Origin of the sequence: Paraburkholderia sp. BL21I4N1 (genome assembly GCF_002973525.1) — a bacterium.
Lineage (GTDB): Bacteria > Pseudomonadota > Gammaproteobacteria > Burkholderiales > Burkholderiaceae > Paraburkholderia.
On the sequence record NZ_PVEN01000003.1, the window covers coordinates 145,878 to 162,310 of the forward strand.

The following is a 16,433-nucleotide window of genomic DNA, read 5'->3' on the forward strand; positions in this document are numbered from 1 at the left end:
GAGGTTGCTATGAAAAATCGTCCGCTCGCACAGGCATTCGCCGTCAGGATTCGTCACGCTGCACTGGTTGCCACGCTGGGTCTCGCGGCGGGCTGCTTGCCGGTCGCGCAGGCCGCCACCAGGACCACCGCGAAAGCGTCCGCCGACAAGGCCGTGGACGCCGTTGGCGGTCCGCTGCCCGCGAACGCGGTGGCACGCGTGAACAACGTGCTGATCACACAGGATCAACTCGACCAGGCGATCCATGCGCTAAACGCGACCGACACGCCCGCATTGCGCGCGTCGGTGAAGAACCAGTTGATCGCGCGTGAACTGTTCCGTCAGGCCGCCGAGAAACAGCATTACGACGTGCGCCCGCAAGTCACGGCTGCCGTTGAACAGGCAAAGACCGCCGCGATGACGGCGGCTTATCTGCGCGACCAGGTGAAGCCCGCGCCCGTCACCGATGCCGACGTCAAGGCGAAATACGACGCCATCGTCGCGACGCTAGGTGACAACGAATACAAGCCGAGCGCGATCGCCGTGAAGGACGCGGATACCGCGCAAACGGTGCTGACGCAACTGAAGAAGGGCACCGACTTCGCGCAACTTGCGAAGCAGTACAGCCAGGCGCCGGGCGCAGCGCAAGGCGGCGCGCTCAACTGGATTTCGTTCAAGACGCCGATCCAGGCGGGCAACACGCAGAACTGGCCGCAGCCGCTCGCCGAAGCGCTCGTCAAATTGCCGCAGGGCGGCGTGTCAAGCACGCCGGTGCAGATCGGCGACGCGTACTGGATTTTGCGCGTTGACGAAAAACGTCCGACGCAGATTCCGCAGTACGACACGATCAAGGACGCGCTGCGCAAGCAGCTTGAACAGGTTGCGCTGGAGAAAGCCACGGCACAAGTCGTAGTCGATCTGATGAAGAACGCGAAGATTCAGCAGCAGTAATTCAGCTGCGGTAAAGCAGCACGAATTTGCCCGGCATAGCGACCGGGGCAAATGGGGCGCAGTGAGTGTGGCCAGGCTGGCTCGCCACTGTGGCCATGACGCGTGTCGGTCAACGCGCGTCATGGATAAAAACGAAAGCAGAAAGAGAACAACATGAACACGTCAGCGCGCAACGCTTTAAGGCAACTTGAGCAAGGTCGCCGGGTACGGGACGAACTGTTCGACGTCGATCGCCAGCCGGTACGGCCGTGGTGGTCCATCGGCACGTCGCTGCGCCCGCATGGCCTGTGGCAGCGCGCTGTCTCGGCACTGGTCGCGCTGACGCTGTTCGCCGGGCCGCTATCGATCACGTTCGACCAGAGCCGCGAGGCGGCCGGTGTGCTGGCCGGCGGCAGCCATCGTTTGGATGATGAAGCATGGCAACACATCATCGATCTGAGCGCGGTGCGGGTGCGCTTTGCGATGCAGATGGCGCAGGCCGCGCCGATCGTCGACCCGACCGCGCCGATCACGTTTCAACCGAAGATCACGCAGACCACCGGCGCGAATGGCGGCGTCCCCGTGGTCAACATCACCGCGCCGAATGCGGCCGGGATTTCGCTAAACAAATTCCAGACCTTCAATATCGACCCGATCGGGTTGATTCTGAACAACAGCCTGACGGGCGGGACGTCGCTCACGGGCGGCAATCTTCAGGCCAATCCGAACCTGGCGGGCCGCACGGCGAGCGTAATCGTCAACCAGGTCACGTCGACGGGCGCCGCGTACGCGAGCTTGCTGAACGGTCCGCTCGAAGTGTTCGGCGCGCCGGCCACCGTGATCATCGCGAACCCGAACGGCATCACGACGAACGGCACTGGCTTCACGAACACGATCGGCGTGACGCTCTCGACCGGCACGCCGCAGTTTCTGAGCGACCTGAAGGGCACGCCCACCGACTTCAACAATGCGCAGGCCATCGGCTACAGCGTGGTCGGCGGCCATATCCAGATCGAAGGCAATGCGGGCGTGAACGGCCCCGGCGCCGGTATCGAGGGGACAGTCGGCACGATCGACCTGATCGGCGAAACGATCGGCATCAACGCGCCGTTGTACGCCGGCTCGCGGATCAATGCGATTGCCGGGCGGCAGTTCGTGCTGCCGTCAGCAGTGAGTAGCAACGGCACCACGTATGCGACGTCCGCAAACGGTGCGGATAACTCCGCCAACGCGATCAATAGTGCCAACGGTCGCATCAACAATGGTCTGGCGATCGACGCCACCGCGTTCGGTGCGATGACGGCCGGCCAGATTCAGGTGATTGGCACGGCCGCCGGCATGGGCGTGCGCACTGACGCGCAAATGGCCGCCAACACTGGCGACCTGCTGCTGTCGTCGAACGGCGATCTGACGGTGAACGGCTCGGCCGCGCAACAGCAGGCGACGCTGCAGGCGGGTGGCAATCTGTCGATGACTGGCGCACACGTCGGCATCAACGGCTACACGATCAATGCGAACGGCGACGTCACGTCGACCGGCACGATCCAGACGGGCGGCAAGCTCGCGGTCACGGCGGGCGGCAACGTCAACCTCGCGAACACGCAATCGAACGGCGACACGGCGGTCACCGGCGGCGCGAGCGTCACGCTCGGCGACGTGCAGACGGGCGGCGCACTCGCGGTCACGGCGCAGGGCAACGACGGCACGGGCGACATCAACCTGAACGGCACGTCCGTGATGAGCGGCGCGACCAGCCTGCAGGCGGCGCGCGATGTCAACGTGAACGGGCAGACCAACGGTAGCACGTTGCAGGTGACGGGGCAGCGCAACGTCAACGTGAACGCGAGCGGCGTGTTGCGCACCACGGGCGATCTGACGGTGGCGGCGACGCAAGGCAGCCTCACGTCGAGCGGCAGTGTGGCGGCCGGCGGCCAGGTGACGCTGTCGAGCGGGCAGGACGTGCGATTTATCGGTGCGTTGCAGGCCAACCACGATTTGCAGGTGAATGCCGGCAACAGCGCGACGCTGGCAGATACGCAGGTGGGCGGCGCGTTGCGGGTCACGGCGAACGGCGCTTCGAGCGGCGATGCGACCTTCAACGGCAACACCCAGGTGGTGGGCACGGCGGCCGTGCAGGCGGTGCGCGATGTCGTCGTGAACGGCACGCTTGCGAGCAGTGCGCAGGTCACGCTGAACGGGCAGCGCAATGTCACGGTCGCGAACACCGGGACCGTGCAGGCGAGCGGCGATCTGAACCTGACGGCGTCGACCGGCAATGTTACGTCCAGCGGCACGCTGAGCACGGCGGCGAACCTGAACGTGACGGCTGGGCAGGACGTGGCGCTGACCGGTTCGACCGGTGCGGTTGCGAATACCCACTTGAACGCGGGCCGCGATCTGACGGGCGGCGGCACGCTGAACGGCCAGGGTACGGCGATGCTGACGGCGGGGCGCGACGCGTTGCTCGGCGGCACCAGCGGCTTTGCGCATGACGTCACGGTGAACGCGGCGAACGACCTCACGGTGAGCGGTACGCTGGTCGGCATGGCTACGCTGACGCTGTCAGCGGGTCAGGCGGCGACGCTCAACAATGTGCAGTCGACTGCGGCGTTGCAGGTCGCCGCTAACGGCGGCCCGTTGACGATCAACGGCACGGTGACTTCGCTGACGGCTGCGTCGCTCACCTCGGGCGGCGATTTCGCCGTCAACGGCACGTTGCAAAGCAACGCGGCGCTGAGCGTGGCGAGCGGCGGCAACCTGTCGGTGGCCGGTACGGTCAATACGTTGTCGACCGGGGCATTCAATGCCGCGCGTGACTTCAATATTGCCGGCACGTTGCAGACGAGCAATTCGCTCAACGTCACGAATGGTGGCAACACGCTCATCTCCGGCACGGTCAACTCGCTCGCCGACGCGTCGATCGCGTCGGGCGGCAACGTCGGCGTCACTGGACTTCTGCAAGGTGTCGGTACGCTGCTGGTTACGAGCGGTGGCGATACGTCGGTCAGCGGGACGATGCTGTCGACCGGGGATGTCACGCTGCGCAACGCAGCCGGATCGATGACCAGCGCCGGCACGTTGCAAGCGGGCGGCAAGCTGCTGATCGACGCGGCGCAGTCGGTCGATCTGGGTCATCGCGACACCACCGCGCAAGGCGATCTGACCGTCAAGGCCGGCCAGGACCTCACCATGAACGGCACGGTGACGGGCCAGGGCAATGGCACGCTGACGGCGGGCGGCGCGATCGCTGGTTCCGCGGCGGCCGCTTTCGTTGGCGCGGCGACGTTGCAGTCCGGCGGCGATACCACACTGACCGGATCGCTGCAGGGCAATACTGTGCAGACCGGCGCGGGCGGTTCGGCGACGCTGCATGACGTGACAGCGGCGTCGACTTTGTCGCTGTCGGCGGCGAACGATCTTGCCACCAATGGCACGGTGTTGAGCCATGCCACGGTCGATCTGAATGCGGGGCGTGATCTGACGACGAGCGGTCCGCTGCAGTCGATCGGCAATATGACGCTCACCGCGGGACGCGATCTGAACGCGACCGGCGTCCTGACCGTGCAGACCAACGATCTGCGCGTCACGGCGGGCAATAACGCCAGCATTGCGGACGCACAAGTCGGCGGCGCGTTCACGATCGCCGCGAACGGCATGAACGGCGCTGGCGGTCCCAACGGACTGAGCGGCGGCGACATCACGTTCAACGGCACGATGACGACGCTCGGAGCATTGACCGCGCAAGCAGCGCGCGACGTGGTCGTCAACGGTAAAACGGCGGTAGGCGGCGTGACCGGCCTGCAGGCGGGCCGCGATGTGCAGGTGAACGGGACGCTGGCGAGCACGTCGCAAACGACGCTCGACGCCCAGCGCAATGTCGGCGTGGCGACGAGCGGCGTCGTGCAGGCCAACGGCGATCTCGCGATCACGGCGCACACCGGCAACGTCACCTCGGCCGGCACGCTGCAAGGCGCGGCGAACCTCGCCGTGAACGGCGGCCAGGACGTGGCGTTGACGGGCGCGACCGCGTCGATCGGCGCGGCGAATCTGCAGGCTGGCCATGATCTGACGATCGGCGGCACGCTGGCGGGGCAGAGTGGCGCAACGCTCGCCGCGGGTCATGACGTGACTGCGGGCGGCAGCATCGGTTATATGAACGATGTCGGCGTTACCGCAGGCAACAATCTCGCGGTGACCGGGTCGCTGGTCGGCGCCGGTGTAACGCTGACGGCGACGCAGGCCGTGACGCTCAACAACGTGCAGTCGGACCGCGCGTTGCAGGTCGCGGCCAACGGTGGCGCGCTGACCGTGAACGGCACGGTCACTTCGCTCTCCACTGCTACGCTGAATTCGGCCGGCGATTTTGCCGTCAACGGCACCCTGCAAAGCGCGAACCAGCTCGCCATCACGAGCGGCGGTAAAACCGCGATTGCCGGGACGGTGACGTCGTTGGCGTCCACTTCGGTGAGCTCGGCGTCCGACGTTACCGTTGGCGGCGCGCTGCAAAGCACCGGCGCGTTGACCGTGACCAGCGGCGGCAATACGTCGATTACGTCGCCCACAGGCATCGTGCAGTCGAGCGGCGATCTGACATTGCGCAACGCGTCGGGCTCGCTGACGAGCGTCGGCAACATTCAGACGAACGGCAACCTGCTGATCGACGCCGCGCAATCGGTCGATCTCGGCACGCAGAGCACTACGGCGCTCGGCAATCTGACGGTGAACGCCGGCCAGAGTCTGACCATGAACGGCGCCGTCGGCGCGCAAGGCAACGGCACGCTGAACGCCGGAGGCACGATCGCGGGCGCGGCAACGGCCGCGTTCGGCCAGGCGCTGAAGATCAGTTCTGGCACGGATACGACGCTCACCGGCTCGCTGCGCGGTAATACCGTGCAGACATCCGCAGGCGGATCGGCGACGCTCAACAATGTCACGTCGGCGTCGACGCTTTCGCTCGCGGCCAATGGCAATCTCGGCACGACCGGCGCGATAACGAGCGGCGCAACGGCGACGCTGAACGCCGGCGGCAACCTTAACGTTAGCGGACCGCTTCAGGCGGTTGGCGATACGAACTTCACCGCGATGAGCGGCAGCGTCGTCTCGACGGGTTCGGTCGCCACCAATGGCGCATTCAACGTGCAGGCCGGCACGGATATTACGCTCGGCGGACCGGCGGCGGCTTCGCTCGGCATGACGCTGACGGCCGCGCGCAATGTCAGTGCGACCGGTGTACTGAGCGTACTCGCCGGCGATCTGCAGATTACCGCCGGCAACAACGTCAGCGTGACTGACACGCAAGTGAGCGGTGCATTCGGTGTGGTCGCGAAGGGTGTCGACGGCGCGGCGGCGGGCGGTGATGTGACGTTCAACGGCACGGCGATCGCACTCGGCGCAACGAGCGTCCAGGCGGCGCGCGACGTGATCGTCAACGGCACGCTGGCCGGTGGCGGCGACGGCACACCAGGCGCCAGCGTGACGGGTAACAGCCCGACGACCGTGCAGGCGGGCCGCGACGTGAACGTCGCCGGCATGCTGGCCGGCGGCGCACAACTCGGCGTGACGGCGCAGCGCAACGTCGCGGTGGGCACGAACGGCACCGTCGAAGCGGCGGGCGATCTGAGCGTGGCGGCGACCACGGGCGGCGTGACGTCGACGGGCACGTTGAACAGTCAATCCACGTTGCACGTCAACGCTGCGCAGGATGTGTCGCTTACGGGCGTGGCCAGCGTAGTCGGGGCGACGACCCTCAACGCGGGTCATGACCTGACGGTCGGCGGCACCTTCGTCGGCAAGAGCGGCGCGACGCTCGGTGCGGGTCACGATGCCACGCTGGGCGGCTCCAGCAGTTTCTCCGGCGATACGTCGGTCAACGCGGGCAACAACCTCACGGTCAGCGGCGCGCTGGTCGGCGCGGCGGTTTCGCTGACAGCGGGGCAGGCAGCGACGCTCAACAATGTGCAATCGAACAACGCGTTGCAGGTGGCCGCGAACGGCGGCCCGCTGACGATCAACGGCACGGTGGCGTCGCTGTCGATGGCCACGCTGAGCTCCGTCGGCGACTTCTCCGTCAACGGCATTTTGCAGAGCGCGGACACGCTCAGCGCGACGAGCGGCGGCAAGTTCACTGTGCCCGGCGCGATCAATTCGCTGACCGGCGGCACATTCAGTTCGAGCGGCGACTTCACGGTCGGCGGCAGTTTGCAGACCACGGGCGCACTCGGGATCACCAGCGGCGGCAATACGTCGATCGCCGGGACCGTCAATTCGCTCGCGGGCGGCTCGCTGAACTCCGCAGGCAACGTTGCGGTGACCGGCGCCCTGCAATCCACGCAGGCGCTCGACGTAACGAGCGGCGCCAACACGACGAACAGCGGGACGATCCGTTCGACCACGGGCAACCTGGGCCTGCACAACGCGGCCGGTTCCCTGACCAGCACCGGCACGCTGGAGTCGGGCGGCAATCTCTCCGTCGACGCCACGCAATCGGTCGATCTTGGCACGCAAGGCACGACGGCGCTCGGTAACCTCACCGTCAACGCTGGCCAGAATCTGACGATGAACGGTGCGGTGGCAGCACAGGGCGATGGTACGCTGATCGCGGGCGGCACGATCGCGGGCGGCGCTACGGCGGCCTTCGGCCAGGTGGCCGTGCTCAGTTCCGGTGGTGATACGAACCTCACCGGTTCGCTGCGCGGCAAGACCGTGCAGACCAATGCCGGCGGATCCGCATTCGTGCACGACGTACTGTCGGTGTCGACGCTGTCCGTGGTGGCGAACCAGGACGTGAACGTCAGCGGCGCGCTCACCAGCGGCGCGACTGCGGCCTTGCAGGCCGGTGGCAATGTGAACCTTGCGACGTCGGGCGTGATCCAGTCGGTCGGCGATACGTCGCTGACGGCGGTGAGCGGCAGCGTGACGTCGACGGGTGCGATTGTCAGCAACGGTGCGCTCAACGCGAAGGCCGGCACGGATATCAATCTCGGCGGCGGCGCCAATGTGACGGGCAACACGACGCTCAATGCGGCTAACAATGTCAACCTGAACGGCGCCTTTGCGGGCAGCGGCGCATTTGCCGTGCAAGCGGGTTCGGCGATCAACCTCGCCAGCGCGGCTAGCGCGACCTCGACGCTCGATACGTCGTTGAAGGCGGGGAGCGACATCAATCTTGCCGGCGCGCTCACGAGCCACGGCGGACTGAATGCGCAAGCCAGGCGTGATATCGCGGTTGGTGGCGCGACCACCACCGCGCTCGATACGCTCTTCAACGCCGGGCGCGACGTCAATGTGTCGGGCACGCTTGCGGGTGTCGGTGCGGGCAGCATCGCGGCGGGTCGCGACATCATCGGCGCCGGGACATTTGCGTTTGGACAGGCGGCGACGCTCAGCGCGGCTCGCGATGTCGCGCAGGGCGGTTTGATTCAGGGGCAAACGGTCCAGGTGATCGCCGCAGGCAACGCGACGGTAACCAACATCACGTCCGCCGGCACGCTCTCGCTGGCCGCCAGCGGCACGAATACGGCGACTGGCCCAGGTAACCTCGTCGTCAACGGCACGGCCACTGCGGCGGGCGTCGTGACAGCGACCGCGCAGAACGACGCGACGATTGCCGGCAAGCTCGAAAGCGGTTCGAGCCTCGGTCTTACTGCACAGCAGAACGTGGCGATCAGCGGCGCGATTCAGTCCGCCGGCGATATGAACGTCACCGCGCAGGCGGGCAGTCTCACTGCGACGGGCGGCATCAACAGCGGCGGCAAACTCGCCGTGTTGACGGGTCTCGATTTGTCGCTGGGGACGGCGTCGAGCACGAGTGCCGTTAGCGACATGACGCTCGGCGCGAGCCGCGACGCGAGCCTGAACGGTTTGTTGATTGGCGGGACCAGCGGGGTGATTACGACCGGCCGCGATCTCAACGGCTCGGGCACGCAGGCGTTCACGGGCGCTGCCACGCTGAGCGCGCAGCGTGAACTCGCGTTGACCGGCGCGCTTCAGGCGAATGCGATCAGCGCGACCGGCGGCGACAGCGCCAGCCTGCGCGACGTCAATTCGGCGACGACGCTTGCGGTCACCGCGCAAGGCAATGCTGGCGCGGGCGATGCGTTGATCACCGGCACCGCGACCGCAGCCGGCACGGCGACGGTCAATGCTGCGCGCGATGTCCTGGTCAGCGGCTCGCTGGCCAACGGCAGCACGCAGACGTTGAACGCCGCGCGCAACATCTCGGTGACCGGCGTCGTGCAGGCGGCCGGCGATCTGAACGCAACCGCCACGACCGGCAATATCGCGTTGTCGGGCACGACGACCACGGCGGGCGCGCTGAATCTCACGTCCGGGCTCGATACGCAACTCGGCGGCCAAGCGACCGCGGCGAAACAGGTGACTGGGCAGGCCGGCCGTGACATCGATCTGAACGGTGCGCTGGCGGGGCAGACAGGTGGCACGCTGACGGCGGCGGGGAATATCGCCGGCGCGGGTTCGACGGCGTTTTCGCAAGTCGCGACGCTCAATGCGTCGAACAACATTGCACTGACCGGTCCGCTGCAAGGCGGCAGCCTCGCGCTGACGGCCGGTAACAGCGCGGCGCTCGCGAACGTGCAGGCGGTGACCGGCGGTCTCACCATCACGGCGAACGGCAATGCGGGCGGCGGCGATATCGCAGTGAGCGGCGCGGCGACCGCGTTCGGCGCACTGTCGCTGCAGGCGGCACGCGACGCCAGCGTGACCGGCGCAATCAATACCGGTGGCGCGACCACTGTCAACGCGGGACGCAACGTCACGCTCGGCGACATCAATGCATCCGGCGATATGGCGTTAACGGCTACCAGCGGCAACCTCGCCGTCGGAAATCTCACGACGCAGGGCAACCTGGGTGTGAACGCCGGTCAGGCGCTGACCGTTGCAGGGGCAACGGTCGCCGGCGGCAATGCGCAGTTGAAGTCCGGCGGCGATATGACGCTGACCGGCAGCATCGGCGCGCAGAACGCCGGGTCGTTGAATGCGGGCGGCTCGATCAATGCGGCATCGCTAGCTTTCGGGCAACAGGCGACGCTCAACGCCGGCGGCAGCATCGGCGTGACCGGCAGCGTGGCGACCAACGGCGCGCTTAGCGCGACGGCCGGCAACGATCTGTCGATCGGCTCCGCGCAGGCGGGCGGAACGCTCTCTCTGCAGGCGCAAGGGCACAACGGTGCGGGCGACGTGAAGGTCGGCGGCACGCTGGCTTCCGGCGCGGCCACCACCGTAACGGCGGCACGCGATGTGACGCTCGGCGGCAACGTGACGAGCGCCGACAAGTTCAGCGCGACCGCAGGCCGCAATCTCACCGCGAACGGCGCGATCGGGGCGAACTCCGACATCGCGTTGAGCGCGACGAGCGGCAATCTGAGCGTTGCCGGCTCGATCACGAGCCAAGGCAATCTCAATGCGAATGCGGGCAGCGCGTTGTCGCTCGCCGGCGAACTGGTCAACGGCAATACGACGCTGAGCTCGGGCGGCAACACTAACCTGAGCGGCACGTTCCTCGGCCTCGGATCGGCGACGCTCAACGCGGGCGGCTCAGTGATGGGCAGTGGCGCGGCGTTGACGTTCGGCAAGGACATCACGATCGGCGCGGGCGGCGGCGTCACGCTCGGCGGTATTCAGGGCGCGGGTCAGTTCAGCGCGACGTCGGGCGGCGACATGTCGCTCGGGGCGACCACGGCGGTCGGCAATGTGACGGCGAAATCCACGGCCGGCAGTGTGAGCTTCGGCGGCGCGCTGCAATCGGGTGGCAACGTGCAGGTCGTCGCGGCGAATAACGTCTCGGTGACGGGCGCAGTGTCGTCGATGGGCAGCGTGAACGTTACCGGCACCGCGGGCAATGTGACTATGGCGGGGGTGTCGTCGAACGGCGATACGACGATCAACGCGGGGCAGACGCTCACGCTGAGCGGCACGAGCACGGTGGCGGGGCAATTCACGCTGAACGGCGGCAACGTCACGTTGAGCGGCTCGCAAAGCGGTTCGAAGAACGTCACGGTGAAGGCGACCGGCACGCTCGATGCAAGCCATACCTCGCTCGTCTCGACGCAGAACATGCAGTTGAGCGGGGCGAACGTCACGCTCGGCAATGTGGTGGTGGGCGGCGCGTTGACGGCGGCGGCGACGAATCAGTTGTCGCTGGTGGGTAGCGCGGTGGATGCCGTGGGCACGGCGACGCTGACTTCGCAGAACGGGTTTTACAACGCCAGCAATGTGCTAGCGGGCGGCAATCTTTATGTGTCGGCGCCGAATTTGACGAATGCGGCGGGTGGCACGCTCGCGTCGACCAGTTCGACAACCGTCAACGCGACGTACCTGACCAATGCGGGTCTGGTAAACGGTTCGGGAACGACGGTCAATGTCTCGGCCAATCTGAACAACACTGGCGGCGCGCTGATGGGCGTGAACGGCCTGGCTGTCACCACCGGCTCGCTGAACAACCAGAACGGGTTTATCTTCGCGGGCAATCCCAACGCGCCTGCTGGGCCCGTGACCGGCGACGTCTCGTTGACGATAAACGGCGGCACCGGCTCGTTCTACAACGTTGGCGGTCAGGTGCTCGCGCAACGCAATATGAGCGTCAGCGCCGTGAACATGGCGTTCGATCCGTCGCAGGGGACGATCAACCAGGGCGGACAGCTTTGGCTAACCGCGTCGTCGATCAATAACTCTGGCACGTGGAATTACGGCGGTCAGGGGGTGACGCTGACCGGTCTGAACGGTATTTACAACTCCGGCACGATGAGCGGGACGGCGGCGCTGACGCTGTCCACCAACGGCACGTTCACGAACGCCGGTCAGGTGACGGGCTACGACGTCACGTTCAATGGCGTATTGAACAACGTCGCTGGGGCGGTATTGCACGCCAGCGATGTGCTGACGCTAAACGGCGCCGTCACCAATCGAGGTACGCTCGAAAGCGCAGGCAACCTCGTGTTCAACGGTGGTGGCAACAATTTCGACAATCAGTACGGCCTGACCCAGGCAAACGGCAGCATCACGCTGAACACTGGCGGGACCGTGTACAACACGGTCGGCAAGATTGCGGCTGGCGGCAATATCAGTATCAATGCCGGCGCTGTGAACAATGACGCGATTCAAGGTCCGAACCAGACCACGACGCAATTGGTCAGCGCTTCGGCGGACCCGAATCTGGTGACTCAGATTCTGGTCGGGACGCTGAATGGCTGGTACTGCGTCAACAGCCAGGGCGATTGTTATCTGAACCAGTCCACGGGGCAGGCGACAATCGCTTCGCTCCTGCCGAACGTCAGTAACGGCACCCTCGACGTTCGAACTGGTGGAAGCCCATGCTATGGCGATCCCACTGCCTGTGCGAGCGTGGAATTCGGCAACACACAGCCGGGCAGTCACCAGTACATTGCGTTGCCAGGGATAGACCGGACAATCACAGCGCCCGGTTCGGTGACGCCTGGGGTGATTGCCGCAGGCGGCAGCGTCAATATCACAGCGGGCACTTTGTTGAACGCTGGCAGCACGATTTCCGCAGGCCTCGACGTCAACCTGAATCTGCAATCGCTCAACAACGCACCGGTGAACAACGGCGTCGCGACGATTGTCGATACGGTCGACAAGGCGCAGCTCGATGCGTTCATGGCACAAATGAATGCGTTGGGTACGGTTGGAATTTACGGAACCGGTGGCCTCGGCATATCCGGGACGGTAGTGCCCGAGACGACCGTTGCGTTCAACTCAGGTGCGAACGTGCCCGCGAGTTCGGTCAGCACGAACGCCACGTTCGGAGCGCAAGGGCAGATCGTAGCCGGCCGCAATATGACCTTAACCGGCGGCAATCTGGTAAATGGTGGCTTGCTCTACGCGGGTAACAACTTCAACGCCAGTGCAGCGCAGTCGTTCACTAACCAGGGGCAATACAACTCGGCTCAAACGACGCAGCCCGGGACGCTGATGCGTGGCGGTACGCCTCCCACGACGACCTTCTCGTACGCCCAGCAAAGCGCCACGGTGTTTGCGGGCAACGACCTGGTGATTGCGGCGGGTCAAATCAACAATACGTACGGCAGCCTTCTCGCAGGTCATGACATCGTGATCGGTGGCGTGGGCACCACGGCAAATTCCACGACGCCGGCCGGCAGCCTGAACAACACGTCGGGCAACATCATCGCGGGCAACAACATCTCGCTGAACGTGTCTGGCGCGATCACGAACAACCTGCCGCCGCCCGTGACGATTCACGAAAACTACGGCGACAAGGAGCAATACAACGGTTGTATGACCGCCGGTGGCTACAAGGAAAGTTACTGCGAAGCTTACGTCGACCAGCAATCGGGCAACCCGTCGGTGATTAGTGCCGGCAACAATCTGCAGATCAACGCGGGCAGCCTGACTAACATCGGCAGTTTGATCTCGGCGGGCACCAGCGCGACGATCAACGTTGCCGGACCGGTGGTGAACGAGGCGCAGACATTGAACGCCTATTGGCATTCACACTGGGTGCAGGAAACAGGGGATTTCAGCGCCGACGTACGTCACGACGTCTGGGCTTGCGGCTCTGCGGCGGAGTGCACGGCGCTGTACGGGAGCGCGTACACGAGCGCGGGCGGTTCGATCGATCCGCCGACGCCGGTCGGCAACATCGCCGCGACGATTCAGGCGCCGAATCTGTCGATTACGTCGGGTAGTCAGATTCAGAACGTGGGTAACGTGATCGGTACCACTGTGACGCTGACCGGACAGAAGCTCATCAACGGCATCACCGCCGCGAACACTTATACGCCGCATGTGAATGCGCCGTCGCAGGTCATTTCGCTAAGCCAGATCAACCTGCCGGGATTGAATCTGTCGATGCCGGGTTCGGTTGGCGGCACGATGCCTACGCCAGTGGCGGGTAAGGCATCGTACATCGCCGGTTCGCTCGGAGGGGCGACGCTCGGCGCGCTGGGGCCGCAGACCTTGCTGGACAACCTGCCGGCGAACTTGCAGCCATCATCGACGCTCTTCTATTTCAACCCGCAGGCAGAAGACCTGACCTTGCAGCAGGCGGCACTCCAGCAGACCGGACAGGCCAGCTTTTTGAGCGGCCTGACTTACGACAGCAAAAACAACCTGTCAGTCACGGAGCAGGAAAAGGCGGTGCTGTATCAGAACGCGGTCAACTACGCGGAACAGAACAATCTGCAGCTTGGCAGCGCATTGACGCAAACGCAGATCAACGCGTTGACCCAGCCGATGCTGTGGTACGTCCAGCAGACCGTGCCGGATCCGAATTGCGTGTCGAGTGGCGTGGTCACTTGCCCGACGGTTAGCGCACTGATGCCGCAAGTTTATTTGCCGCCGAACTGGAATGCGATGTCGGCGGGCGGAAACATCGACGGCCAGAACGTCACACTCAATTTCAATCAGGATGGCCAGGGAAGTATTCTGAACACCGGCAACATCGCTGCGTCGAACACGTTGACGGTTAATACCGGCACGCTGAGTAATCAGGCGAATCAGGTCAATGTTGGCGATATCTGGCAGTACATCCAGGCGACCGGATACGAGAAGACTAGCGGTACGGAGGTTCAGCCGGGCGGGTTCATGAGCGCGGCAAACATGGACCTCAACGTGCAGAAGCTCAACCAGATCGGTGGAGCGCTGCAGGTGCTTGCGAGCGACGGTACGCTCAACCAGGCCGGGACACAGCAGTTGCTGGCCAGCTTGCAGCAACAGCTCGGCACGAATTTCACGCAGACCACGATTAGTGATCACCTTAATTCGGACTTTGTTGCACAGGGTGGGTTCGGTTTCAGCGACATCGTCAGTCTGGCCTTTGTCGTTGTCGTCTCGATCATGTCGGCTGGCGCGGCGAGCGGGGTAATTGGTGCATCGCTTGGCGAAGCGGCAGGCAGCACGTTCGCGGCGTCGACCGCGACGACGTCCGCCGGGTTGGGCAACATTGCACTGTCGGCGGCTTTCGCGGGGTTTACGTCGAGCATCGCTTCGCAGTTGACCATGACCGGGAAGCTGGACTGGGGCAGCGTGTTTGAAGCTGCGGGTGTGGCGGGTATCACGGCGGGGCTGACCAACGGCATTACGTACGACACAAGCAATGGCTTTGGTTTTACGACTGGGCCGTTGACGGTCGGGGGAACCACTAGCTCGCTGGCCAATCTGGCGGGGGTCAATCCGTCGATTGGCAATACAGTGGGCCAGGCGAGTGCTTCAACCGCGTCGACGATCGAGACTCGCGCGCTGGCGATGTTGGGTGAGGCTGGGATTACGGCGGGCGTGAGTACGGCGATTGAAGGGGGAAGCTTTACCTCCGCGCTCACTGGCGCGCTCATACAGGAAGTGTCGGCGGCGGGCGCTTTCGCGATTGGCGACACGACAACCCCGCTTTCCATTCAGAACATTATCGAGCATGCGGCGCTGGGGTGCGCCGCCAGTTCGCTAAGTGGGACCGGGTGCGCCGGTGGAGCTATCGGTGCGGCGACCAGCGCGGTTGTGTCGCCGCTTGCCATTATCGGCATGGATCCTACGGGCGCTCCGCTCACGACGGACCAGACGGCAGTCCTGACTGCTTTGTCGATAATTACCGGTGGCGTTGCTGCCGGTCTGGCGGGCGCCAACGCACAAGCTGGAGCGACTTGGGCCGAGAACGAAGCGACGAATAATTCTGGACGTCACGTTGCTGAAATAATCGCCGATTGCATGCAGAGTGCTGTCTGCCGCGCGATCATGCCATTGCCGCTCTTGACTGCTACTGCGGTTGGCTTCGCGGCCGGTTCCAGCAGCGGAAAACCTGGCGATACAAAAAGCAACATGCCTCAGGTGCCGGACACCCCGAGCAACAACGACGATGATCTGGGCGGTGGATCACAAGGGCAACGAGTCGGTGCTGTAACGCTCGGTGGCATGACATTCAGCGGGATACCGGTTCCGCTTTGCCCGATGCCCGGATGTGGATGGGTGACTTTGCCCGTGCCGCAGCCGTTCACCTTGCCTGGCTTCGGCGCGATATTTTCCGAGGGAAGCGGTAGCAACGATGGCGCCAACTCCGACTCTAGCGGGAACGGTGGCGGCGCGGCGAATGCAATTGGGAATGGTGGCGGGCCAAAGGGTGCCACAAACAACGGCGGCTCGTCGAATAGCGTGTGGAGTCTTAACCCATTCGCTCGGGGAACTACGATAGAGCAGCAGTTGGGACAAAACTTGCCTCAAAACTTTCCCGTTATTGATATCTTTGACAACGGGATGGCGACGAGCATCAAAAGCCTCAACGTTGATGCCAACTCTTATCAGAGCACTGCTACTTTAAGCAGAACGCTGAACGGGTACATCGACAGTGTTGCTGGTTACAATGGAACAGGTCCAAACGGATGGGCGGGCGTGAAAATTGACTCTTCGCAAATAACCGGCAGAGGTCTCGACCTAGTGATACCCAACGCGGGCTCGACTGTGCAGCAGCAGGCTATCGATCAAGCAGTTCAGTATGGTTTGTCAAAGGGTGTGAAGGTCAACGTAATTATTCATCCATGATTCGC

Annotated in this window: 2 protein-coding genes; both read left to right on the forward strand. The window is 64.5% G+C overall.

From position 1 onward, the window contains the following. Positions 1 to 9 precede the first annotated feature (9 nt). Complete coding sequence (locus tag B0G83_RS10230; RefSeq protein ID WP_105507329.1) at positions 10 to 930, forward strand: peptidyl-prolyl cis-trans isomerase; 921 nt, start codon at positions 10 to 12, stop codon at positions 928 to 930. Between the two features lie 153 nt (positions 931 to 1,083). Beyond that, a complete protein-coding gene (locus B0G83_RS10235) occupies positions 1,084 to 16,428 on the forward strand; it encodes a filamentous hemagglutinin N-terminal domain-containing protein (protein ID WP_105507330.1) in 15,345 nt (5,114 codons plus the stop codon). Positions 16,429 to 16,433: the final 5 nt, after the last annotated feature.